Here is a 22,326-nt window from a genome sequence, read left to right as displayed (position 1 = left end):
GACAATAGGGAATGTCATAATGGCGCCCATGACGACCGAGCTCACCCCTGCGCGCCGATACCGTGGCGCCGAAGCCGAGGAACGACGTGCCCAACGCCGTGCGCAACTGATTACCGCGGCCGTGCAGGTCTATGGTGAGCGCGGCTACCAGAACGCCACCGTCAAGGCCGTGTGCGAGGCCGCGGGCCTGACCGAACGGTATTTCTATGAGTCGTTCGCCAACAGCGAGGCCTTGCTGCTGGCATCGTTTCAAACGGTGACCCACCGGCTGCTGCACACGCTGGCGCTGGCGGGCGAGGGGGCTGGAGGCGACGGCCAGCAACGGGCGCTGGCCATGTTGCGTGCCTATTTCGGCGCGCTGCAGCGCGAGCCGCGTTCGGCGCGGGTGTTCCTGGTGGAAATTCGCGGCGTCAGCAAGCACGTCGACGGGGCGCTGGCGGATTCGCTGGATGCATTCGGCGGGCTGCTGGCGCAAGCCCTGCTGCCGCCGGCGCGCCGGCTCGACCCGTTGCTGACGGCCGGCGTGGCGGGCGGGGTGGTCCACATCGCCGTGCGCTGGATCCGCCACGGCTACACCCCGGATGTCGAGGTGGTCGCGCGTACTGCGCTACAGCTGGCGATGGTGCTGGCGCGCGAGCCGGACTAAGGCGGCCGCCTGCCGCGCCCCGGGGTTACAGTTGCGGCGCGGGCGTTTTTTCCCTGAACTCGCACAGCGGCTCGATCGCGCAATGCCAGCATTCGGGCTTGCGCGCCTTGCAAACATAGCGGCCGTGCAGGATCAGCCAGTGGTGGGCATCGTGCAGGAATTCGTGCGGCACGCACTTGAGCAGCTTCTGCTCGACGATCTGCACGTTCTTGCCCGGCGCCAGCCCGGTGCGGTTCGAGACCCGGAAGATATGCGTATCGACCGCGATGGTGGGCTCGCCGAACGCCGTGTTGAGCACCACGTTGGCGGTCTTGCGGCCTACGCCTGGCAGCGCTTCCAGCGCCTCGCGGTCGGGCGGCACCTTGCCGCCGTGGCGCTCGACCAGGATGCGGCAGGTCTCCATCACATGCCTGGCCTTGGTCTTGTACAGGCCGATGGTTTTGATGTATTCGCTCAGGCCGGCTTCGCCCAGGTCCAGCATCTGCTGCGGGGTATGCGCAACCGGGAACAGCCGGCGCGTGGCCTTGTTCACGCCCGCGTCGGTGGCCTGCGCCGACAGCAGCACGGCGATCAGCAGCTCGAACGGCGAGCTGTATTCCAGTTCAGTGGTCGGGGCCGGATTGACTTCGCGCAGCGTTTCGAAGATGGCACGGCACTTGGCGGCGTTCATTGTTTTTCTGCTGGGTCGGTATCGGGGTTCTGGCCGGCTTTCTGGTCGGATGCTGGCGACGTCAGGCCCGCACGCGCGCGCCGCGCTTCGGCGGCGTCGATCTGGGCCTGCACCGCGGCCGACACGTTTTCCGTATTGCGCGGCTGCGCGGCCTGCTGCTTCTGCCGGGCACGTTCGATCGCGGCCTGGATGATGGCGCGCTTGCGTTCCTGCGCGGCGCGCTCGGCGTCGTTCTCCGGCGCTTCGGCCTGCACCGCGGCCAGCTTGGCGGCGGCCTTGGCGGCCAGGCGCGCGTCGTTTTCCTCGCGCTCACGCACCAGCCGCGCATTGCGCGCCAGGTAGCGCGCGTGCGCGGCATCGGCCTGCGCCTGCGACCACGCGGCCCAGCCGGTGCGCGCGCCCGTGACCGGGACCATGTCGATGCAGTCGACCGGGCAGGGCGCCACGCACAGGTCGCAGCCGGTGCACAGCGCCGGGATCACGGTATGCATCTGCTTGGCGGCGCCGGCGATGGCATCGACCGGGCACGCCTGGATGCAGAGCGTGCAGCCGATGCACAGGCTCTCGTCGATGCGGGCCACCGCGCGCGGCTGCTCGATGCCGCGTTCCGGATCGAGCGGCAGCGGCTCGGTGCCCAGTACCGCGGCCAGGCGCACGATCCCTTCCTCGCCGCCGGGCGGGCAGCGGTTGCAGGCGGCTTCGCCGCTGGCCATGGCTTCGGCGTAGGGGCGGCAACCGTTGAAACCGCATTTGGTGCACTGGGTTTGCGGCAGCAGTGCCTCGATGCGGTCGGCTAGGGACTTGACGGCGGGATTCACGACGACGGACAGGAAATCAGGGGACAAAACCGCGGCCAAAGCCGGACCGGAACGGGCAAAGCATGAAATTTGCGGGGTGCTGTGAGGGGTTGGCGACATAACAGCCGCACCCGGCGGCGGACAATATGCCGGAGACCCCTGCGGCACCGGGGTCTCTGCGGACCCCTGCGAGCCTTCCGCCGCAAGGATTATCCCCGATTTCGCCGGCGGACAGAAACGGCGATGATGCGCGTCGCACGGCCGGATTGCCGCATTCCGGCCTGTGCCATAATCCGCGCAACGATCGACCACACCCCATGTCAACTGAGCCTAAGACCAAACGCGACCCGGAAGGGACGCGCCGACGCATCCTCGCTGCGGCTACCGAGGAATTCGCCAAGGGGGGTCTGGCCGGCGCCCGCGTCGACCAGATTGCCCGACGCGCGGAAACCAATGAACGCATGCTGTATTACTACTACGGCAGCAAGGAAGGCCTCTTCCTGGCAGTACTTGAAAAGCAATACGCGAATTTCCGTGCCGACGAGGAGCAGTTGCACCTGGTCGACGAAGACCCGGTCGAGGGCGTGCGCACGCTGGCCCGCTTTGTCTGGGACTGGTACTACGAGCACCCTGAGTTTATCCGCCTGGTCAACAGCGAGAACCTGCACGAGGCCCGGCACCTGAAGAAGTCCGCCCACCTGCAGCAACTGATCAACCCGGTGGTCGACGTGCTCGCCGACGTGATCCGGCGCGGCCAGCAGCAGGGCGTGTTCCGCGACAATATCGACGTGCCGCAGTTCTACCTGACGATCTCCGCGCTGGGCTACTACGTGCTGTCCAACCGCTACACCATCAGCGCCGTGATCGGGCGCGACGTGGCGTCGCAGCAGGAGCATGAGCGCTTTGCCGAGCTGCACACCGAAATGCTGCTGAGCTACCTGAAGAAGCCCTGAGTTTCCGGCACGACGCCGCAAGAAGAATCGCCCGCAGTTGCGGGCGATTTTTTTACTTGGTAGCCGAGGCCGGGTGGTACTTGCGGATGAAGTCGCGCAACTGCGGGTAGATGTCGTCGCGCCAGCGCCGGCCCGAGAAGATCCCGTAGTGGCCGCAACGCTCCGCGTTCAGGTGCTGCTTGCGGTTTTTCGGGATGCCGGCGCACAGGTCGTGCGCCGCGGCGGTCTGGCCCGCGCCCGAGATATCGTCCAGCTCGCCCTCGATGGTCATCAGCGCGGTGCTCTTGATGTCCTGCGGACGCACCGGCTTGCCGTCGATGGCCCAGGTGCCGTTGGCCAGGCGGAATTCCTGGAACACCTCGCGGATGGTGTCCAGGTAGTACTCGGCGGCCATGTCCAGCACCGCGTTGTATTCGTCGTAGAAGCGCACGTGGGCCTCGGCGTCGTCGGCATCGCCTTCGACCAGGCTCAGGTAGTAGTCATAGTGCGAGGAAAGGTGCCGGTCCGGGTTCATCGCCACGAAACCGGCATGCTGCAAAAAGCCCGGGTAGACGCGGCGGCCGTGGCCGGGGTAGTTGGCCGGCACGGTGTAGATGACGTTGTTCTCGAACCACTCGTAGGACTTGTTGATCGCCAGCGAGTTGACCGCGGTAGGGCTCTTGCGCGCGTCGATCGGGCCGCCCATCATGGTCATGGTGCGCGGCGTCTTTTCGCCGGCCGAAGCCATCAGCGAGATCGCGGCCAGCACCGGTACCGTGGGCTGGCACACCGAGATCACATGCAGGTTCTCGGCGCCGATATGGCGGATGAATTCCTGGATGTAGTAGATGTAGTCGGACAGGTGGAACTCGCCGTCCTCGATCGGCACCATGCGCGCGTCGATCCAGTCGGTCACGTAGACCTTGTGGTCCTGCAGCAGCGTGCGCACCGTGTCGCGCAGCAGCGTGGCATGGTGGCCCGACAGCGGCGCGGCCACCAGCACCACCGGCTCATCCTTGAGCAGCTTGATGGTCTCCGGATCGTCGGCATAGCGCTTGAAGCGCACCAGCTTGCAGAAGGGCTTTTCCAGCACGGTCTGCTCGACGATGGGGATGTCGCGCCCGTTGGAGCGCACCGACCTGATGTCGAACGCCGGTTTCTCGTATTCCTTGCCGAGTCGGTACAGCAACTCGTAGCCGGCAGCCAGGCGGGGTGCGCCGGGAACCAGCGAGAGCGGGCTGAGGGGGTTGGTGAATGTCTTCGCGGTCGCCTGGGCCCACGCGGTCAGCGGGTGCAGGATTGAGCGCTGGAACTCATGCAATTGGTAGAGCATGCCGTTGTCTGCCTGGGTCTTGCTTGGAAATACGTACCACCAAGTACTAATGTACTGACAATACACCGTGAATCGTGTCGACAATTATGCCTGTAATCGAACGACCGTGCTAACGATCTTGCTCCGCAGCATATACCGTAAAGTACATCCTCAGGTGCGGAAAACAATAGGGTTAATGGCTGATTTCTTGATGACATTGGCTGACAAATCGTAAACAAATGCAAAAAGCGGCCGAAGCCGCTTTTTGTGCATTGCTTTGTGACGCTTGCGCCAGCCGTCACCTGTGACGAGATAGCGAGGTCAAGGGCCTTTTACATCACAGCTGCGATGGCATCGACCACGGCGTCGATATTGCGGCTGTTCAGCGCGGCCACGCAGATGCGGCCGGTGCCGACGGCATAGATGCCGTGCTCGTTGCGCAGGCGGTCCACCTGGGCCGAGGTCAGGCCCGAGTACGAGAACATGCCGCGCTGGGCCTTGACGAAGGAGAAGTCGCCCGGCACGCCCTTGGCGGCCAGCTTGTCCACCAGCGCGTGGCGCATCAGCTTGATGCGGTCGCGCATTTCGGCCAGCTCTTCTTCCCACATGGCGCGCAGTTCCGGGCTGTTCAGCACGGTGGCGACCACGGTGCCGCCGTGCGTCGGCGGGTTGGAGTAGTTGGTGCGGATCACGCGCTTGACCTGCGACATCACGCGTTGCGCTTCTTCCTTGCCGGTGGTGACGATCGACAGCGCGCCCACGCGCTCGCCGTACAGCGAGAAGCTCTTCGAGAACGAGCTCGACACGAAGAAGGGCAGGCCCGAATCGGCGAACAGGCGCACGGCGGCGCCGTCCGCGTCGATGCCGTCGGCAAAGCCCTGGTAGGCCATGTCCAGGAACGGGATCAGGTTGCGTTCCTTGACCAGTTCCACCACTTGCTTCCACTGCTCGGGCGACAGGTCGACGCCGGTCGGGTTGTGGCAGCACGCGTGCAGCACGACGATGGTGTTGGCCGCGAACGACTTCAGCGATTCCACCATGCCGGCAAAGTTCAGGCCGTGGCTGGGGGCGTCGTAGTAGGCGTAGTTGACCACCGGGAAGCCGGCGGATTCGAACAGTGCGCGGTGGTTTTCCCAGCTCGGGTCGCTGATGGCGACCTTGGCGTCCGGGTACAGGCGCTTCAGGAAGTCGGCGCCGATCTTCAGCGCACCGGTGCCGCCAAGTGCCTGGGCCGTCACCACGCGGCCTTCCGTGATCAGTGGTGATTCCTTGCCGAACAGCAGCGTCTGCACAGCCTGGTCATAGGCGGCAATGCCTTCGATCGGCAGGTAGCCACGCGGGGTGGCTGTGGTCAGACGGGCCTTTTCTGCCTCCTGGACGGCGCGCAGCAGGGGGATTTTCCCTTCGTCGGTGAAGTACACGCCAACGCCCAGGTTGACCTTGGTCGGGCGGGAGTCGGCATTGAAGGCTTCGTTGAGGCCCAGGATCGGGTCGCGCGGGGCCATCTCGACGGCAGAAAACAAACTCATTTGGAATCTCGTGGTCGGCTATGTAAAAAAACGGAAGGCGTAGAATGCTCCGTACTGCGCTGGGGGCTGGCAAGCCCCGTTTGCTTCTCGGCTTGAAGCAGGGGCTGACAACCCCAAGATTCTAGCGTATCCGTCCGTTTTCCTGAGGTATTTCCCTAATCCCGCCTATGACGAACCTTGCCGAAGCCGCGCCGGCCCTGGACGAAGACAAATTCGTCACATTTCCCGGTTCCCCGTTCCAGCTGTACCAGCCGTTCCCGCCCGCCGGCGACCAGCCGGAGGCGATCCGGCAGCTGGTGGAGGGCGTGGAAGACGGCTTGTCTTTCCAGACACTGCTGGGGGTCACGGGCTCGGGCAAGACCTTCACCATGGCCAATGTGATCGCCCGGATGGGGCGGCCGGCCATCGTGTTTGCTCCGAACAAGACGCTGGCGGCGCAGCTCTACGCGGAATTCCGTGAATTCTTCCCGCGCAACGCCGTCGAGTACTTCGTCAGCTACTACGACTACTACCAGCCCGAGGCCTACGTCCCCCAACGCGACCTGTTTATCGAGAAGGACTCGTCGATCAACGAGCATATCGAGCAGATGCGGCTGTCGGCGACCAAGAGCCTGCTGGAGCGCCGCGACACTATCATCGTGGCGACCGTCTCAGCGATCTATGGTATCGGCAACCCGACCGAATACCATCAGATGATTCTCACCTTGCGCGCCGGCGACAAGATCAGCCAGCGCGATGTGATCGCACGCCTGATCGCGATGCAGTACACCCGCAACGAGACCGACTTCCAGCGCGGCACCTTCCGCGTGCGCGGCGATACCATCGACATCTTCCCGGCCGAACACGCCGAGATGGCGGTGCGGCTGGAGATGTTCGACGACGAAGTCGAATCGCTGCAATTCTTCGACCCGCTGACGGGCCGCGTGCGCCAGAAGATCCCGCGCTTCACGGTCTATCCGTCGAGCCACTACGTGACCCCGCGCGAGACCGTGCTGCGCGCGATCGAGGCGATCAAGTCGGAGCTGCGCGAGCGGCTGGAGTTCTTCCACAAGGAAAACCGGCTGGTGGAGGCGCAGCGGCTGGAGCAGCGCACCCGCTTCGACCTGGAGATGCTGTCCGAGCTGGGCTTCTGCAAAGGCATCGAGAACTACTCGCGGCACCTGTCCGGTGCACGCCCCGGCGACCCGCCGCCGACGCTGGTCGATTACCTGCCGCCGGACGCGCTGATGTTCCTGGACGAGTCGCATGTGCTGATCGGCCAGCTCAACGGCATGTACAACGGCGACCGCGCGCGCAAGACCACGCTGGTGGATTACGGCTTCCGGCTGCCGTCGGCACTGGACAACCGGCCGCTGAAGTTCGACGAGTTCGAGCGCAAGATGCGCCAGGTGATGTTTGTCTCGGCCACGCCCGCGCAGTTCGAGCAGGAGAATGCCGGGCAGGTGGTGGAGCAGGTGGTGCGTCCGACCGGGCTGGTCGATCCCATCATCGTGGTGCGCCCGGCGACCACGCAGGTAGATGACCTGCTGTCCGAGATCCACGCCCGCGTCGAGGCCGGCGAGCGCGTGCTGGTGACCACGCTGACCAAGCGCATGGCCGAGCAGCTCACCGAGTTCATGTCCGAGAACGGCGTCAAGGTGCGCTACCTGCACTCGGATATCGACACCGTCGAGCGCGTGGAGATCATCCGCGACCTGCGCCTGGGCACCTTCGACGTGCTGGTGGGCATCAACCTGCTGCGCGAGGGCCTGGATATTCCCGAGGTGTCGCTGGTGGCGATCCTCGATGCGGACAAGGAAGGCTTCCTGCGCGCCGAGCGCTCGCTGATCCAGACCATCGGCCGCGCCGCGCGCAACGTCAACGGCACCGCCATCCTGTACGCGGACCGCATGACGGAATCGATGAAGAAGGCCATCGGCGAGACCGAGCGCCGCCGCGCCAAGCAGATTGCGTTCAACGAGGCCAACGGCATCACGCCGCGCGGCGTGGTCAAGCGCATCAAGGACATCATCGACGGCGTCTACAGCGTGAGCGATGCCAGGGCTGAGCTGCAGGCCGCGCAGGAGCAGGCCCGCTACGAGGATATGAGCGAGAAGCAGGTCTCCAGGGAGATCAAGCGGCTGGAGAAGCTCATGCTCGACCATGCCCGCAACCTGGAGTTCGAACAGGCGGCGCAGGTACGCGACCAGCTGGCCAAGCTCAAGGCGCAGGTGTTCGGCGCCAGCGGCGAGAGCGCGCTGCCGCCGGCCTGATTCGCACGATGCCGCCCCGGGCTCGCCTATAGTGAAATGCGTCATGGAGGCGTGGCGGCCAGGCTGTCGTGAGCGCCGAGGAGGAGTTGCGATGGAACGCCAGTTTGAATACGGCGGCTACGCGATCGTGGTCAGCGCGATCCCGAATGCCGCTGGCGGGTTTGCGGCGCGGATGCGCATCGCCGATGCCTTCGGCGAGTCTTCCGGCCCAAGTTTCGAGGCGATAGCGGGCGACGCGCCCACGCAAGAAGCGGCCATTGCCCTCGCGGAGGCGGGCGCCATGCGCGCGATCGACGCGGGCGAGGTCAACTAACCGGCCAGCCGGGCATCCCCCATTTTCCGTGGAGAACCACAATGACCGAAATCGGCGAATGGAAGAAGAAGGTTTATGAAACCCACGAAGTGCAGGTGCAGGTCAGGCAGCGCTCGCAGAGCGAATGGTCCTACACCGTGCGCGTCTGCCGCCCCAGCACCAATATCCGGGCCGCGGGCACGCTGACTGAGACCTCGCTCATCACCGACCACTACAAATCGGCCGAGGCCGCGGAAGTGGCCGGGTTTGCGCACGGCGAGCGGCTGGCCAGGCAGCTGGCCTAGTCTGCCCCTGGCGCTGCAGGGGCGGCGGGTAGAATTGCGCCTGCCATGCCACTCCCGCCAAGCCTTGATCCGATGAAGAAATACGCCATCCTGATGTGTTGCATGGGGAACATCTGCCGTTCCCCGACGGCGGAAGGCGTGCTGCGCGCCAAGCTGGCGGCCGCCGGGCTGGAGCCGCTGGTGGCGCTCGATTCGGCGGGCACGCATGAATACCACCTCGGCCGCGCGCCTGATCCCCGCACCCAGCGCCACGCGCTGCAGCGCGGCTATGACCTGTCGGCGCTGCGTGCGCGCAAGGTCGGCGTGCCCGACTTCGACCGCTTCGACCTGATCCTGGCGATGGACCGTGAGAACCTGGCCGGCCTGATGCGGCTGTGTCCGGATGCCGGCGACAAGGTGCGCCTGCTGATGGACTTCGCCACCCGCCATGACGCCGACGAAGTCCCGGATCCGTACTATGGCGAGGGCGATGGCTTCGAGCGCGTGCTCGACTATATCGAGGATGCCTGCGACGGCCTGGTGGCCGAGTTGCGCCGCCGCCTCCAGGGCAACGCCGGCTGACGCCGGCACCATCCGCTGTCTTCCCGCCGCTTGCGCCGCGCCGTCACGAACGCCGCGGCCGATGGCCCGATCCCACGAGAATCCATGCTTCGCAAACTGTTCCGCAAATGGCGCGAGTCGCGCAATGCCAGCCTGCAGCTCGACGCCATCCTGGCCGCGGCCGACCCGGATGCCCCGCTGGCCGAGCGCAACGGCTGGCTGATCGAGCTGGGCTTCTGGATCCGCCGCGACGGCGGGCTCGGCGCCGACGCCGACAGCCAGGAAGCCGGCGCGCAGCGCCGCCATCCGGAGCATGTGCGCCTGCGCTACCTGCTGCAGGTGCTGGAACGGCATCCCGACTGGGCCGGACGCTTCGCGCTGACGGTGCGCAGCCTGGTGCGCGAGAACGATCCCACGGGCCTGTTCTGCGATACCGGCGTGGCGCTGCACCCGGGCTTCGTCAGCGAGATGGTGAGCCGGCTGCAGAACCGCTTCCTGCCGCCGCCGCCCAACCGCAGCGACATGGCCGGGCTGTTTGCGCTGGTATTCGTCGGCGACGAGGATGCCGGGTGGGTCGAGGCCATCGACGATGAACTGATGGCGCGGCTGGCGCGCGTGCTGCAGGCCGGCAGCGCCGAGGACGAGGCGGCGGCCATGGCGCAGTATCGCGATGCGCTGGGCAAGACCCTGGCCACCAGCATCGCGGTGCTGGTCAGCCAGGTGCGCGCCACCGGCCTGAGCCAGGCGATTCGTTCGCGCCTGGCCGGGCGTGTCGAGGACACCCCGTTCTTCCGCCTGGACGAGGCCATCCAGGCCTTGCGGGAAGATGGCCTGCGCCATGACGACAGCCGCTTCGGCCACCGCCTGAACTACTTCCGCGCGCTGCTCGATGGCTGCCATGCGGCGGCCCGCCATGTGTACGAGGACCTGGAAGAAAACGGCGTGTCGGTCGAGGTGGTGTTCCAGATCGAGCGCATGAAGGTGCAGCTCAGCCGCATCGAGCTGCTGCTGGCGGCCTGGGTCGAGCCCGGCCGCGCCGGCATGCAGGCGCACCTGGTGGCGGAGCTGATCCGCTCGACCCAGGCCCGGCGCAGCATCTCGCACCTGGCCGGGACCTCGTTCGCGCAGCTGGCGCGCAAGGTGGTGGAGCGCTCGGCCGAGACCGGCGAGCACTACATCACGCGCGACCGCAAGGAGTACGCCGAACTGGTGCGCGCCGCGGCCGGCGGCGGCCTGGTCTCGGTCGCCACGGTGTACCTGAAGTTCCTGATCTACGGCCTGCACCTGGACAAATTCAGCGAAGGGCTGCTGGCCTCGTTCAACTACGCCGGCAGCTTCCTGGCCATCCATTTCGCGCACTTCACGCTGGCGACCAAGCAGCCGGCCATGACCGGGCCCGCGCTGGCGCACCGGCTGGACGGGGCGGGGCGGCCGGAAGGGCGCGAGATCTTCATCGACGACACCATCGCCATGATCCGCTCCAACGCGGCGGCCATCGTCGGCAACCTGGCAGTGGTGTTCCCGGTGGCACTGGGGATCCAGTGGCTGGCGTACAAGCTGCTGGGCGCCAACCTGATCACGCCGGCCAAGGCGATTGCCACCATCGAATCCTTCTCGATCCTGGGTCTCACGCCGCTTTATGCCGCCTTCACCGGCGTGCTGCTGTGGCTCTCCAGCCTGATCGCCGGCTGGGCCGACAACTGGTTCGCGCTGCACCGCGTGCATGACGTGATGGCCTACAACCGGCGCCTGCAGTACGTGCTGGGTGCGCGCGGCGCCACCCGGCTGGCGGATTTCTGGAGGCGCAACCTGTCCGGCATTGTCGCCAACGTGTCGCTGGGCCTGCTGCTGGGGTTGGGGCCGGAGATCCTGAGCTTCTTCGGGCCGCATATGGAAGTGCGCCATGTGACGTTGTCGACCGGCTCGGTCGGCGCCGCGATCGGCGTGCTGGGCCTGGATGCGCTGCGCATGCCGGCGCTGTGGCTGGCGGTGGCGGGCATTGCGCTGATGGGGATGCTGAACGTGGCGGTGAGCTTTGCGCTGGCGTTCAATATGGCGTTGCGGTCACGCAACCTGCGGCGCGTGGACCGGGCCGAGCTGAGCGCGGCCGTGCGGCGGCGCATCCTGAAACACCCGTTGTCGCTGGTGATGCCGCCCCACGTGGCAGGCCCGGAGACGGCCGCCGGCGGGCGCGAGGCCTGACGGCCGGTGGTGCGCTGCGGCAGGGGTAGTTGACTGAATTAGTCGGGTACCTTTATACTTGACGGAAACGATCAAGTATTCGCTTCATCCCCAGAGCCCTGCACCATGAGACTGACCACCAAAGGCCGCTTCGCGGTCACTGCGATGATCGACCTGGCCATGCGCCAGGACCAGGGACCGGTCACGCTCGCCGGCATCAGCCAGCGGCAGAAGATCTCGCTGTCCTACCTGGAGCAGCTGTTTGGCAAGCTGCGCCGGCACGAGATCGTCGAAAGCGTGCGCGGCCCGGGCGGCGGCTACAGTCTGGCGCGCAAGGCCGAAGACGTCACAGTTGCGGACATCATCATCGCCGTGGACGAGCCCCTGGATGCCACCCAGTGCGGCGGCAAGGGCAATTGTAACGGAGATGACGGCTCCGGGCGCTGCATGACCCACGAACTGTGGGCCACGCTGAACCAGAAGATGGTCGAGTACCTCGACTCCGTTTCCCTCAAGAACCTGGTGGACCAGCAGCGCGAGCGCCAGCCCGCGACGGTGCTGCACGACATGCGCGAAGACGCCGCGCAGCCGGTCGCGGCCGCGGCGCGCGGCAAGGCCGACAAGCAGGAAAAGCCGGTCCGGGCCAGAATGGTGAATTCAGTTTTCAGCCTGGCGCAGTCCTGAACGCGCCCGGGCAACGACAGCAAACAGCGATCAGCGGTCCCTAACAAGGCAGTCATAACGATGAGCACCCCACATTTCCCCATCTACATGGATTACTCGGCCACCACGCCGGTGGACCCGCGCGTGGCGGACAAGATGATTCCGTACCTGCGCGAGCAGTTCGGCAACCCCGCCTCGCGCAGCCATGCGTACGGCTGGGAGGCGGAGCGCGCGGTGGAAGAGGCGCGTGAGCAGGTCGCAGCACTGGTCGGCGCTGACCCGCGCGAGATCGTGTGGACCTCGGGAGCGACCGAATCGAACAACCTGGCGATCAAGGGCGCCGCGAATTTCTATTCGGGCAAGGGCAAGCACATCATCACCCTGAAGACCGAGCACAAGGCCGTGCTGGACACCACGCGCGAGCTGGAGCGCCAGGGCTTTGAAGTGACCTACCTCGACGTCAAGGAAAACGGCCTGCTCGACATGGACGTGTTCAGGCAGGCGCTGCGCCCGGACACCATCCTGGTCTCGGTGATGCTGGTCAACAACGAGATCGGCGTGATCCAGGACGTCGAGCAGATCGGCGAGATCTGCCGCGAGAAGGGCATCATCTTCCATTGCGACGCCGCGCAGGCGACCGGCAAGGTGGCGATCGACCTGGGCAAGCTGAAGTGCGACCTGATGTCGTTCTCGGCCCACAAGACTTACGGCCCCAAGGGCATCGGCGCGCTGTACGTGCGCCGCAAGCCGCGCGTGCGCATCGAGGCGCAGATGCACGGCGGCGGCCATGAGCGCGGCATGCGCTCGGGCACGCTGGCCCCGCACCAGATCGTCGGCATGGGCGAAGCCTTCCGCATCGCCCGCGAAGAGATGGCGACCGAGAACGAACGCATCCGCATGCTGCGCGACCGCCTGTGGAACGGCCTGTCGGACATGGAAGAGGTCTACCTGAACGGCGACCTGGACCACCGCGTGCCGCACAACCTGAACGTCAGCTTCAACTTTGTCGAAGGCGAGTCGCTGATCATGGCGATCAAGGACGTGGCGGTGTCGTCGGGTTCCGCCTGCACCTCGGCCTCGCTGGAGCCGTCGTATGTGCTGCGCGCCCTGGGCCGCAACGACGAACTGGCCCACAGCTCGATCCGCTTCACGGTGGGCCGCTTCACCACCGAGCAGGAGATCGACTACACCATCGAGCTGCTCAAGAGCAAGATCGGCAAGCTGCGCGACCTGTCGCCGCTGTGGGAGATGTTCAAGGACGGCGTCGACCTGAATTCGATCCAGTGGGCCGCGCACTGACGCGTCCGCCGGACAAGCAGAGCAATAGCAATACCCCCGCAAAAGATACGCAAGAGGTAAGCAAATGTCATACAGCACGAAGGTTCTCGACCACTATGAAAACCCCCGCAACGTCGGTTCGTTCGACAAGAACGACGATGCGGTCGGCACCGGCATGGTCGGTGCGCCGGCTTGTGGCGACGTGATGAAGCTGCAGATCAAGGTCAACGAGGCTGGCGTGATCGAAGACGCCAAGTTCAAGACCTACGGCTGCGGCTCGGCCATCGCCTCGTCCTCGCTTGTGACCGAGTGGGTCAAGGGCAAGACCGTGGACCAGGCGCTGGAGATCAAGAACACCCAGATCGCCGAAGAGCTGGCCCTGCCGCCGGTGAAGATCCACTGCTCGATCCTGGCCGAAGACGCGATCAAGGCCGCCGTCGAAGACTACAAGAAGAAGCACGGCGCCGAGCAGAAGGCTGCCTGATTCTGTCGCACTGACCACGGCATCGACGAAGGAAGACGCAACGATGATCACCATGACCGAGAAGGCGGCCAAGCATGTGGCCCGCTATCTGGAACGCCGCGGCAAAGGCGTGGGCCTGCGCCTGGGCGTGAAGACCACCGGCTGCTCGGGCCTGGCCTACAAGCTGGAATACGTGGACGAACTGCTGCCGGAAGACGCGGTGTTCGAATCGCACGGCATCAAGGTCATTGTCGACGCCAAGAGCCTGCCGTATATCGACGGCACCGAACTCGACTACGCGCGTGAAGGGTTGAATGAAGGATTCCGCTTCAACAACCCCAACGTCAAGGACGAGTGCGGCTGCGGCGAGTCCTTCACGGTCTGAGGCGCGCCAGCGCAAGCAAGCCCCGGTGGAGCGCAGCATCGTCGGGTTCCGCCGGGACGAGGAAGGCCACTGGGTGGCCGAACTCGAATGCGGGCACGGCCAGCATATGCGACACGACCCGCCGTGGCAGTCGCGGCCATGGACGCAAAGCGAGCAGGGCCGCGCCGGCATGATCGGCATGCGGGTGAACTGCCTGAAGTGCGACCGCAACGAACCGCCAGCCGAGTGGGCACGCAAGCCCGCCTGAGCGGCACCGTGGCGGCAATGGACAAAGGGGCGGCGCGGTCGCTCCTTTTTCTTGGGGAAGCAGTTGAAAGACGATTTTTTTGCGCTGTTCGGCCTGCCGGCGCAGTACGGCGTCGATGAAGCCGCGCTGGATGCGGCGTACCGCACCGTGCAGTCGCAGGCGCATCCGGACCGCTTTGCCAAGGCGGGCGACGCCGAGCGTCGCGTGGCCATGCAGTGGGCCGCGCATGCCAATGAAGCCTACCGTACGCTGCGGCAACCGCTGCGGCGCGCGACCTACCTGCTGAAACTGCGCGGCGTCGATGTGCAGGCCGAGAACAACACGGCCATGACGCCGGCCTTCCTGATGCAGCAGATGGAATGGCGCGAAGCGCTGCAGGAGGCGGTGGAAGAGCGCGCGGTGGACCGGCTCGATGCGCTGCTGCGCAGCCTGCGCCAGGAAAAGCGCGAGCGCCACGAAGCACTGGGCGCGCTGCTGGATGCCGGCGACAACGACGCGGCCGGCGGCGCGGTGCGGCAACTGATGTTTATCGAGAAGATCGAGCACGATACCAGCGAGGCCCTCGACCGGCTGGAAGACTGACCGGCAAGATTGCCGGGGCCGTGACACAATGGCGCCCGGCGCGAAAACCGCCTCCATGCCGCCCGCATGGCGGTTTCCCTGCCGTACAAGACAGCGAAGAATTACCATGGCACTGCTCCAGATTTCCGAACCCGGCATGTCGCCGGCGCCCCACCAACGCCGCCTGGCCGTCGGCATCGACCTCGGCACCACCAACTCGCTGGTGGCCGCGGTGCGCAGCAGCGTTCCCGAAGTGCTGGCCGACGAGCGCGGCCGCGCGCTGCTGCCCTCGGTCGTGCGCTACCTGCCGGACCGTACCACCCATATCGGGTACCGGGCCCAGGAAGAAGCGGTGCGCGACCCCAAGAACACCATCGTTTCGGTCAAGCGCTTCATGGGCCGCGGCCTGCGCGATGTGACCAATATCGAGCACAGCCCGTATGACTTTGTCGATGCGCCGGGCATGCTGCAGATCAAGACCGCCGCGGGCGTGAAGAGCCCGGTGGAGATCTCGGCCGAGATCCTGGCCACGCTGCGCCAGCGCGCAGAAGACACCCTTGGCGACGATCTGGTCGGCGCGGTCATCACCGTGCCGGCGTACTTCGATGAGGCCCAGCGCCAGGCGACCAAGGATGCCGCGCGCCTGGCCGGCCTGGAAGTGCTGCGCCTGCTCAACGAGCCGACCGCGGCTGCCATCGCCTACGGGCTGGACAATGCCTCGGAAGGCATTTACGCGGTCTATGATCTGGGCGGCGGTACCTTCGATATTTCGGTGCTGAAGCTCACGCGCGGCGTGTTCGAAGTGATGGCCACGGGCGGCGACTCGGCACTCGGCGGCGACGATTTCGACCAGCGCGTGCTGTGCTGGATCGTCGAGCAGGCCGGCCTGCAGCCGCTGTCGGCGCAGGACATGCGCCTGCTGATGGTGCGTGCGCGTGCCGCCAAGGAAGCGCTGTCGGAAGCGGACAGTACCGTGATCGATGCCGTGCTCGATTCCGGCGAGATCGTCCACCTGGCGCTGACCGACGAGACCTTCGAGCAGATCACAGCGCACCTGGTGCAGAAAACGGTGGCGCCGGTGCGCAAGGCGCTGCGCGACGCCGGTGTGACCCCTGACGAGGTCAAGGGCGTGGTGCTGGTCGGTGGCGCAACACGCATGCCGTCGATCCGCAAGGCCGTCGGCGACTACTTCGGCCAGACCCCGCTGACCAACCTGGACCCGGACCGCGTGGTCGCGCTGGGCGCCGCCATGCAGGCCAACCTTCTGGCCGGCAACCATGCCCCGGGCGAAGACTGGCTGCTGCTCGACGTGATCCCGCTGTCGCTGGGCGTGGAGACCATGGGCGGCCTGGTCGAGAAGATCATCCCGCGCAACAGCACCATCCCGGTGGCGCGCGCGCAGGAGTTCACCACCTTCAAGGACGGCCAGACCGCGATGGCGATCCACGTGCTGCAGGGCGAGCGCGAGCTGGCCAGCGACTGCCGTTCGCTGGCGCGCTTCGAGCTGCGCGGCATCCCGCCGATGGTGGCGGGCGCGGCGCGCATCCGCGTGACCTACCAGGTCGACGCCGACGGGCTGCTGTCGGTGACCGCGCGCGAGACCCATTCGGGCGTGGAAGCCTCGGTCACGGTCAAGCCGTCGTACGGCCTGGCCGACGACGATATCGCGCGCATGCTGCAGGACAGCTTCCGCGAGGCCGAGCACGACATGAAGAGCCGCGCGCTGGCCGAAGCGCGCGTGGATGCGGACCGGCTGTTCGAGGCCACGCAGCGCGCACTGGAAACCGATGGCGACCTGCTCTCGGCCGAAGAGCGCACCGCGGTGGAAGCGCTGATGGCCACGGTGCGCGAGATCGCCGCCGGCGAGGACCATCACGCCATCCACGCCGCAGTGGAAAAGCTGTCGCACGGTACCGACGAATTCGCAGCCCGCCGCATGGACCGCTCGATCAAGAGCGCGCTGGCCGGGCGCAAGGTGCAGGAGCTGGGCTGATCACCGGGCCCGCACCGACATACAGACATCAGGACACCACATGCCTCAGATCATTGTTTTGCCCCACGTTGAATACTGTCCGGAAGGGACGGTGATTGAAGCCGACAAGGGCGTCAGCGTCTGCGACGCGCTGCTCTCGCACGGCATCGAGATCGAGCACGCCTGCGAGAAATCGTGCGCCTGCACCACCTGCCACGTGATCGTGCGCGAGGGCTTCAATTCGCTCAACGAGGCGGAAGAGAAGGAAGAAGACCTGCTCGACAAGGCCTGGGGGCTGGAGCCGAATTCGCGCCTCTCGTGCCAGGCCATCGTCGATGAGGAAGACCTCACCATCGAGATCCCGAAGTACACCATCAACCACGCCAAGGAAGGCCACTGAGCGGCCCGGCAGACCTCAGCGGAGAACAATCCCATGAAGTGGACCGATACCTACGATATCGCGGCAGCCCTGTACGACAAGTATCCCGATGTGGATCCCATGTCGGTGCGATTCACCGACCTGCGACGCTGGGTGCTGGAGCTGGATGGCTTCGCCGATGCGCCTGAGCGTTCCGGCGAGAAGATCCTGGAGGCGATCCAGGCCGCCTGGATCGAAGAATCCGAATAGACTGGAAAGTCCTGAAACAGGCCGGCTTTGCCGGCCTGTTTGCTTAGAAGCGGTAGCCGACGCCCGCCAGGATCACGTCGGTATCGCGGTCGTAGCCGGTCACGGTGCGGTTCCATGTCAGCCGCGTCAGCCAGTGGTCGCCGAGCCGGTAGCTGGCCGACATCGACATCAGGCCCGACCAGCGCGACGGCGGGCTGGCCGCGCCCAGGCCTTGCTGGCTCAGGTCGATCGCATAGTACGGGCCCACCCCGACTCCCAGTGTCAGCTTGTCGTGGAAGAACGCGCGCGTGAGCCACGCCTGGGCGGCCACACCGTTGCGGCGCAGCGCCGCGTTTTCACCCTCGTTGATATAGCTGACTGTTCCGTCCACATAGCGCCACAGCCCGCGCCGGTATTCCACCGCCTTGGCCGTGGAGGTCTGCGAATTGAAACTGTTGACGATGGTTTCGCCGAGAAACACCGTCAGTTCATTTTGCGTGACATTGTCGGTCCGGCGCGGCGGCGGGACTACCGGGCCGCCGCGGTCACCGCGATCGAGCTGGTAGCCGACGCCCACCAGCAGCGTGTTGGTCTTGATGCTGGAAGGCGTCTGTGTGCGGCTGTAGCGCGCCTGCAACATCCAGGGCCCGCCGTCCACATACCAGGTTGCCGAGGCGCTCAGCAGCGCGCCCCAGCCGTGGTGGTTGTCGTAGGTGCCGTCCGGCCGCTGGTCGGTGGTATCGAAATAGCGATAGGGGCCGGCGCCGAGGGCCAGCGTCAGTCTGCGGTCCAGGGCGAGGTAGCGCCACCACAGCTGGACGCTGTGGCCGTCACGGTGATGGTCGGTGACATGGCCTTCATTCAGGTAGGTGAAGGTCGCGTACCAGTTCTCGCCGAGGTTGTGCTGGTAAGAGTAGGCATAGCCGTAGCTATGTTCGCCAAGGGATTTGGTCGACTGGAGGCCGCCGAGCAGAAGCAGCTCCTGCCCGTACGCCGCGTGGTGCGACAGCGCCAGCAACAGTCCGCTGGCCAGTGGGAGAAGCCGTTGCCAGATCCTGCAGGGATTGAGGGGAGCGGGCTGCATGGTATGGACTCCGGTCCACCGGGAGGGGGGCGGCGCCCAGGAATCATAGCAAAGCAACCATGAAAAAGGCCGGCGACAAGCCGGCCTTGGTTTGCAACGGCACGTTAAACGCGCCGGCGCGTACCGTGGGCGGTCACCCGGTGACCAGCGCACCGTTCTCCAGGTGCACGCGCTGGCCCACCTGCACGCCAGGGTTCTGCTCGTAGGTAAAGCTGCGGTGGCTGCCGTCGTCCATGCGCACGCGCACTTCGTAGTGTGTGTCCTTGCTGACGGCCTTCTCGATCTGGTTGCCGGCCACGCCGCCGCCCACGGCACCGACCACGGTGCCGACGATGCGGCCGTTGCCCTTGCCGACCTGGTTGCCCAGCAGGCCGCCAACCACCGCGCCACCGAGCGCGCCCAGGCCGCTGGTGTTGGGCTTCTGGGTCTGGATCGGCGTCACGGCGACAATGCGGCCGGCATAGGGGCTACCCTTGGCGGGCTGGCGTTCGGCATCGGCGCGCTGGCTGCTGCCGGCTTCGCTGTCGCGCGGCGCGGCCTGGCGTGCCGGCGCGGTGCGTGGTGCGGCTTGCGACGAACGGGCGGCGTCCTGGTTGGCCAGGCGCGGCTGGCCGTCGTCGTAGACCGGCGGCCGGGTGGTGCTGCCCGGGGCAGGGGACGCAGTGACCGGCAGCGGTCCTTGCGGGTCTCCCTGCGCACCGGCCTGCGCCTGCAGGTCCGGGCTGGCCTTGCCGATCGGCAGCACGCCGGTCACGGCGGCGACTGCGGTCAGGCTGGCGATCACCACGGCGACGGCTGCCGCACCGACAAGCGGATGCAGCCGGCGTTGCGGCGGCAGCGGGGCAGGGGTGTTGTCGTTCGGGGTGGCTTGGCTTTGCATTGTTATGGCTCCGGTGCGGCGAAGGCCGCGTTGGGATGGAACCAGTGTGGCCGAAGCGGGCGACGTTTTCCGTTTGATTTTGTAAATATATGTAGACGGGAAAAGTCTTTTTTATCAATAACTTATGCTTATCCGGGGCGCGTATCCCTGGGCCGGACTGTAACATTCGGCGGCCTGGCATGACTTCGGCGTTGCCCCAAAGGAAAAGCCCCACCGGATCGGTGGGGCTATTTCACTGCCGAAGTGCCTGCTCAGTCTTCCTGGCGCAGGTGCGGGAACAGAATGACGTCGCGGATATTCGGGCTGTCCGTCAGCAGCATCACCAGGCGGTCGATGCCGATGCCGCAGCCGCCCGTCGGGGGCATGCCGTATTCCAGCGCGCGGATGTAGTCGGCGTCGAAATACATGGCTTCTTCATCGCCGGCGTCCTTCTGCTCGACCTGCTTGCGGAAGCGGTCGGCCTGGTCTTCGGCATCGTTCAGCTCCGAGAAGCCGTTGGCGATCTCGCGGCCGGTGATGAACAGCTCGAAGCGCTCCGTGATGCCCGGCACCGTGTCCGAGGCGCGCGCCAGCGGCGAGACCTCGACCGGGTAGTCGACGATGAAGGTCGGCTCCCACAGCTGGCTTTCGGCGGTTTCCTCGAACAGCACCAGCTGCAGCGTGCCCAGGCCGGCGTTGAGGAACTGCGGCGCGTTGGTATTGACGCCGAACTTCTTCAGCTCGGTGCGCAGGAAGTCGGCATCGGCCAGTTGCGCGTCGGTGTACTGCGGCGCGAACTTCTGGATCGCCTGGCAGATGGTCAGGCGATGGAACGGCTTCGACAAGTCGAGTTCGCGGTCCTGGTAGGTCAGCACGGCGCTGCCGCGGGCATCGATGGCGGCCTTGCGGATCAGGTCCTCGGTGAAGTCCATCAGCCAGCGGTAGTCCGTGTAGGCCGCGTAGAACTCCATCATCGTGAACTCAGGGTTGTGGCGCGGGCTCACCCCTTCGTTGCGGAAGTTGCGGTTGATCTCGAACACGCGCTCGAAGCCGCCCACGACCAGACGCTTCAGGTACAGCTCAGGCGCGATGCGCATGAACATCTGCATGTCCAGCGCATTGTGGTGCGTGATGAAGGGCTTGGCCGCGGCGCCGCCCGGGATCGGGTGCAGCATCGGGGTTTCGACTTCCATGAAGCCGGCGTCGGCCATATGGCGGCGCAGCGACGAGATCGCGTTGGTGCGGGCGCGGAAGGTGTTGCGCGTCTCCGGCGACACGATCAGGTCGACATAGCGCTGGCGGTACTTCATTTCCTGGTCGGCCAGGCCGTGGAACTTGTCCGGCAGCGGGCGCAGCGACTTGGACAGCAGGCGCAGTTCGCGCACCTGCACCGACAGCTCGCCCTTGTTGGTGCGGAACAGTTCGCCGCGGGCGCTGATGATGTCGCCCAGGTCCCAGTGCTTGAAGGCGGCGTAGACCTCTTCGCCGACTTTGTCGCGGGTGATGTAGAACTGGATCTGGCCGCTGCCGTCCTGCACCGTGGCAAAGCTGGCCTTGCCCATCACGCGCTTGAGCATCATGCGCCCGGCGATGGCGACCTCGACCGGCGCGGCCTCGAGCGTGGCCTGCTCGGTTTCGGCGTACTGCGCCTGCAGCGCGGCGGCCTGGTGAGTGGGGCGGAAATCGTTGGGGAAGGCCACGCCTTGCTGGCGCAGCGCGGCCAGTTTCTCGCGCCGCTCCGCGATGATCTTGTTCTCGTCGACGGCGGGGGTGTCTGCGGCGGCTGGCTTGGCCTGGGCGCGGTTCGGTTCAGTCATGATGTCTTGTCGGATCGCGCGCGGCGTGCCGCGCGCGGATTCAGATGGCTTGATGGGTGCGGCTTAGTAGTTGCGGAGATCGTCCAGCTCGGTGCTGCCGAAATCCGGGCGGTGCAGGTAGGCGACGATGCGGCCGGCGGTTTCCTCGGCCGACGCCAGCTGCTCATTGGCTTTGAGGTCGCGGAAGCGCTGTGCCTGGGCGAAGTCGGCATTGCGGATGGTGGCCTGCATGCCGGTGTCGATCACGCCCGGCGCCAGCGCCACCGCGCGCACGGTGCGCGGTGCCTCGGCCTGGGCGTACTCGGCGCTGACCGAGCGCATGAACATGTCGAGCCCGGCCTTGCCGGCGCAGTATGCGCTCCAGCCTTCGATCGGGCGGCGCGCCGCGCCGGAGGAGATCGCCAGTACCTTGCGCGGGCAGTCGAAGCTCTCGGTGCGCTCCAGGAACGCCGCGGTCATCGTCATCGGCGCCGCCAGGTTGGTCAGCAGATGCGGCACCAGGGTCTTTTCCTGCAGGCTCGCGACCGGGCCGATCGGCTCGACCACGCCCGCGTTCAGGATCAGCGTGGCGCTGGTCGGCGGGATGTCGAGCGTGTCGAGCACGCTGGCGAGCCAGGATGCCGCGGGGCCGGCCTGCGACAGGTCCTGCAGGTGCCAGGCCACCGGCACGCCGCTCATGGTGGCGATGCGCTCGAGCTCGCTGTTGCGGCTGCGCGCCACGCAGATCAGGCGGTTGCCCGGCACGAGCAGGGCATTGGTCAGTGCCGCGCCCAGCCCGCGCGAGGCGCCGGTGATGATGTAGAGGTGATTGGCTTCGCTCATGGTGCCCCGGTCGGAGATGTCGCCCTGCCGCCGTACTGGTGTGGCGTGGGCGGCGGTACAGCGGTGGATGGGTTGCTGTGCCGCCGCCGGCCGCGCCGGCAGGGCGGACGGC

24 protein-coding genes are annotated in these 22,326 nt (G+C 66.2%); 16 read left to right on the top strand and 8 right to left on the bottom strand.

Annotation, left to right across the window (positions count from 1 at the left end; genetic code table 11):
* Positions 1–19 precede the first annotated feature (19 nt).
* Positions 20–646 (top strand): TetR/AcrR family transcriptional regulator, encoded by a 627-nt coding sequence (locus tag DN412_RS11420; RefSeq protein WP_115015143.1) that lies wholly within the window; start codon positions 20–22, stop codon positions 644–646.
* 25 nt (positions 647–671) lie between these two features.
* Here the strand turns inward: DN412_RS11420 and nth are convergent, their stop codons facing one another.
* Positions 672–1,316, bottom strand: coding sequence for an endonuclease III (gene nth, locus DN412_RS11415; protein WP_115015139.1), 645 nt, complete (start codon positions 1,314–1,316; stop codon positions 672–674).
* Positions 1,313–2,134, bottom strand: coding sequence for an electron transport complex subunit RsxB (gene rsxB / locus DN412_RS11410; protein WP_115015245.1), 822 nt, complete (start codon positions 2,132–2,134; stop codon positions 1,313–1,315). The genes nth and rsxB overlap by 4 nt, the downstream gene beginning before the upstream one ends.
* Positions 2,135–2,430: 296 nt before the next feature.
* Between rsxB and DN412_RS11405 the strand changes: the two genes are divergently transcribed.
* The gene (locus DN412_RS11405; RefSeq protein WP_078195807.1) at positions 2,431–3,066 is read left to right on the top strand and encodes a TetR/AcrR family transcriptional regulator; all 636 of its coding nucleotides are present in this window, start codon (positions 2,431–2,433) and stop codon (positions 3,064–3,066) included.
* A 52-nt stretch (positions 3,067–3,118) separates the two neighbouring features.
* Here the strand turns inward: DN412_RS11405 and DN412_RS11400 are convergent, their stop codons facing one another.
* Positions 3,119–4,378: a polyhydroxyalkanoate depolymerase gene (locus DN412_RS11400; RefSeq protein ID WP_078195808.1), complete on the bottom strand. Its 1,260-nt coding sequence runs from the start codon at positions 4,376–4,378 to the stop codon at positions 3,119–3,121.
* 311 nt (positions 4,379–4,689) lie between these two features.
* On the bottom strand, positions 4,690–5,886 hold the full coding sequence (locus DN412_RS11395) for an amino acid aminotransferase (protein ID WP_115015137.1): 1,197 nt from the start codon (positions 5,884–5,886) through the stop codon (positions 4,690–4,692).
* 167 nt (positions 5,887–6,053) lie between these two features.
* Between DN412_RS11395 and uvrB the strand changes: the two genes are divergently transcribed.
* The 14 genes from uvrB to iscX all read left to right on the top strand — a co-directional run bounded on the left by uvrB (position 6,054) and on the right by iscX (position 17,653).
* Positions 6,054–8,138, top strand: coding sequence for an excinuclease ABC subunit UvrB (gene uvrB / locus DN412_RS11390; RefSeq protein ID WP_115015134.1), 2,085 nt, complete (start codon positions 6,054–6,056; stop codon positions 8,136–8,138).
* Between the two features lie 91 nt (positions 8,139–8,229).
* On the top strand, positions 8,230–8,451 hold the full coding sequence (locus DN412_RS11385; protein WP_115015131.1) for a hypothetical protein: 222 nt from the start codon (positions 8,230–8,232) through the stop codon (positions 8,449–8,451).
* Positions 8,452–8,492: 41 nt separating this feature from the next.
* Positions 8,493–8,735 (top strand): hypothetical protein, encoded by a 243-nt coding sequence (locus tag DN412_RS11380; protein ID WP_078195812.1) that lies wholly within the window; start codon positions 8,493–8,495, stop codon positions 8,733–8,735.
* A gap of 72 nt (positions 8,736–8,807) precedes the next feature.
* A complete protein-coding gene (locus DN412_RS11375; protein ID WP_115015128.1) occupies positions 8,808–9,296 on the top strand; it encodes a low molecular weight protein-tyrosine-phosphatase in 489 nt (162 codons plus the stop codon).
* A gap of 84 nt (positions 9,297–9,380) precedes the next feature.
* Positions 9,381–11,477 carry a site-specific recombinase gene (locus DN412_RS11370; protein WP_115015125.1) on the top strand — a complete coding sequence of 699 codons (2,097 nt, stop codon included), beginning with the start codon at positions 9,381–9,383 and terminating at the stop codon, positions 11,475–11,477.
* 105 nt (positions 11,478–11,582) lie between these two features.
* Positions 11,583–12,140: a Fe-S cluster assembly transcriptional regulator IscR gene (gene iscR, locus DN412_RS11365; protein ID WP_115015122.1), complete on the top strand. Its 558-nt coding sequence runs from the start codon at positions 11,583–11,585 to the stop codon at positions 12,138–12,140.
* A gap of 54 nt (positions 12,141–12,194) precedes the next feature.
* On the top strand, positions 12,195–13,418 hold the full coding sequence (locus DN412_RS11360; protein ID WP_279635176.1) for an IscS subfamily cysteine desulfurase: 1,224 nt from the start codon (positions 12,195–12,197) through the stop codon (positions 13,416–13,418).
* A 64-nt stretch (positions 13,419–13,482) separates the two neighbouring features.
* A complete protein-coding gene (gene iscU / locus DN412_RS11355) occupies positions 13,483–13,881 on the top strand; it encodes a Fe-S cluster assembly scaffold IscU (RefSeq protein ID WP_010809025.1) in 399 nt (132 codons plus the stop codon).
* 43 nt (positions 13,882–13,924) lie between these two features.
* Positions 13,925–14,245: an iron-sulfur cluster assembly protein IscA gene (gene iscA / locus DN412_RS11350; protein ID WP_010809024.1), complete on the top strand. Its 321-nt coding sequence runs from the start codon at positions 13,925–13,927 to the stop codon at positions 14,243–14,245.
* A gap of 25 nt (positions 14,246–14,270) precedes the next feature.
* Positions 14,271–14,492: a DUF3565 domain-containing protein gene (locus DN412_RS11345; protein WP_010809023.1), complete on the top strand. Its 222-nt coding sequence runs from the start codon at positions 14,271–14,273 to the stop codon at positions 14,490–14,492.
* A 63-nt stretch (positions 14,493–14,555) separates the two neighbouring features.
* Entirely contained in the window at positions 14,556–15,074 is a 519-nt protein-coding gene (gene hscB, locus DN412_RS11340; RefSeq protein ID WP_115015241.1) for a Fe-S protein assembly co-chaperone HscB, read from the top strand.
* A gap of 106 nt (positions 15,075–15,180) precedes the next feature.
* Positions 15,181–17,046, top strand: coding sequence for a Fe-S protein assembly chaperone HscA (gene hscA, locus DN412_RS11335; RefSeq protein ID WP_115015117.1), 1,866 nt, complete (start codon positions 15,181–15,183; stop codon positions 17,044–17,046).
* Between the two features lie 40 nt (positions 17,047–17,086).
* The gene (gene fdx, locus DN412_RS11330; RefSeq protein ID WP_078195820.1) at positions 17,087–17,425 is read left to right on the top strand and encodes an ISC system 2Fe-2S type ferredoxin; all 339 of its coding nucleotides are present in this window, start codon (positions 17,087–17,089) and stop codon (positions 17,423–17,425) included.
* 33 nt (positions 17,426–17,458) lie between these two features.
* Positions 17,459–17,653: a Fe-S cluster assembly protein IscX gene (gene iscX / locus DN412_RS11325; protein WP_115015115.1), complete on the top strand. Its 195-nt coding sequence runs from the start codon at positions 17,459–17,461 to the stop codon at positions 17,651–17,653.
* Positions 17,654–17,696: 43 nt separating this feature from the next.
* On the opposite strand, the gene DN412_RS11320 is transcribed toward iscX, so the two are convergent.
* From DN412_RS11320 to DN412_RS11305, 4 genes are all read right to left on the bottom strand, one after another.
* The gene (locus tag DN412_RS11320; protein WP_115015111.1) at positions 17,697–18,716 is read right to left on the bottom strand and encodes a hypothetical protein; all 1,020 of its coding nucleotides are present in this window, start codon (positions 18,714–18,716) and stop codon (positions 17,697–17,699) included.
* 133 nt (positions 18,717–18,849) lie between these two features.
* Entirely contained in the window at positions 18,850–19,596 is a 747-nt protein-coding gene (locus DN412_RS11315) for a glycine zipper 2TM domain-containing protein (RefSeq protein WP_115015108.1), read from the bottom strand.
* A gap of 251 nt (positions 19,597–19,847) precedes the next feature.
* Entirely contained in the window at positions 19,848–21,392 is a 1,545-nt protein-coding gene (gene lysS, locus DN412_RS11310; protein ID WP_115015105.1) for a lysine--tRNA ligase, read from the bottom strand.
* Between the two features lie 63 nt (positions 21,393–21,455).
* Entirely contained in the window at positions 21,456–22,214 is a 759-nt protein-coding gene (locus tag DN412_RS11305; protein ID WP_115015103.1) for an SDR family oxidoreductase, read from the bottom strand.
* Positions 22,215–22,326 lie beyond the last annotated feature (112 nt).

Source organism: Cupriavidus lacunae (genome assembly GCF_003353055.1).
Lineage (GTDB): Bacteria > Pseudomonadota > Gammaproteobacteria > Burkholderiales > Burkholderiaceae > Cupriavidus > Cupriavidus lacunae.
This window is presented reverse-complemented; position numbering and strand designations above follow the sequence as displayed.

Excerpts from the sequence above, each read along its gene's own strand:
- DN412_RS11420 (WP_115015143.1), top strand. The coding sequence starts at position 20 with ATGGCGCCCATGACGACCGAGCTCACCCCTGCGCGCCGATACCGTGGC.
- nth (WP_115015139.1), bottom strand. The coding sequence starts at position 1,316 with ATGAACGCCGCCAAGTGCCGTGCCATCTTCGAAACGCTGCGCGAAGTC.
- DN412_RS11405 (WP_078195807.1), top strand. The coding sequence starts at position 2,431 with ATGTCAACTGAGCCTAAGACCAAACGCGACCCGGAAGGGACGCGCCGA.
- DN412_RS11400 (WP_078195808.1), bottom strand. The coding sequence starts at position 4,378 with ATGCTCTACCAATTGCATGAGTTCCAGCGCTCAATCCTGCACCCGCTG.
- DN412_RS11395 (WP_115015137.1), bottom strand. The coding sequence starts at position 5,886 with ATGAGTTTGTTTTCTGCCGTCGAGATGGCCCCGCGCGACCCGATCCTG.
- uvrB (WP_115015134.1), top strand. The coding sequence starts at position 6,054 with ATGACGAACCTTGCCGAAGCCGCGCCGGCCCTGGACGAAGACAAATTC.
- DN412_RS11385 (WP_115015131.1), top strand. The coding sequence starts at position 8,230 with ATGGAACGCCAGTTTGAATACGGCGGCTACGCGATCGTGGTCAGCGCG.
- DN412_RS11380 (WP_078195812.1), top strand. The coding sequence starts at position 8,493 with ATGACCGAAATCGGCGAATGGAAGAAGAAGGTTTATGAAACCCACGAA.
- DN412_RS11375 (WP_115015128.1), top strand. The coding sequence starts at position 8,808 with ATGAAGAAATACGCCATCCTGATGTGTTGCATGGGGAACATCTGCCGT.
- DN412_RS11370 (WP_115015125.1), top strand. The coding sequence starts at position 9,381 with ATGCTTCGCAAACTGTTCCGCAAATGGCGCGAGTCGCGCAATGCCAGC.
- iscR (WP_115015122.1), top strand. The coding sequence starts at position 11,583 with ATGAGACTGACCACCAAAGGCCGCTTCGCGGTCACTGCGATGATCGAC.
- iscU (WP_010809025.1), top strand. The coding sequence starts at position 13,483 with ATGTCATACAGCACGAAGGTTCTCGACCACTATGAAAACCCCCGCAAC.
- iscA (WP_010809024.1), top strand. The coding sequence starts at position 13,925 with ATGATCACCATGACCGAGAAGGCGGCCAAGCATGTGGCCCGCTATCTG.
- hscA (WP_115015117.1), top strand. The coding sequence starts at position 15,181 with ATGGCACTGCTCCAGATTTCCGAACCCGGCATGTCGCCGGCGCCCCAC.
- fdx (WP_078195820.1), top strand. The coding sequence starts at position 17,087 with ATGCCTCAGATCATTGTTTTGCCCCACGTTGAATACTGTCCGGAAGGG.
- iscX (WP_115015115.1), top strand. The coding sequence starts at position 17,459 with ATGAAGTGGACCGATACCTACGATATCGCGGCAGCCCTGTACGACAAG.
- DN412_RS11320 (WP_115015111.1), bottom strand. The coding sequence starts at position 18,716 with ATGCAGCCCGCTCCCCTCAATCCCTGCAGGATCTGGCAACGGCTTCTC.
- DN412_RS11315 (WP_115015108.1), bottom strand. The coding sequence starts at position 19,596 with ATGCAAAGCCAAGCCACCCCGAACGACAACACCCCTGCCCCGCTGCCG.
- lysS (WP_115015105.1), bottom strand. The coding sequence starts at position 21,392 with ATGACTGAACCGAACCGCGCCCAGGCCAAGCCAGCCGCCGCAGACACC.
- DN412_RS11305 (WP_115015103.1), bottom strand. The coding sequence starts at position 22,214 with ATGAGCGAAGCCAATCACCTCTACATCATCACCGGCGCCTCGCGCGGG.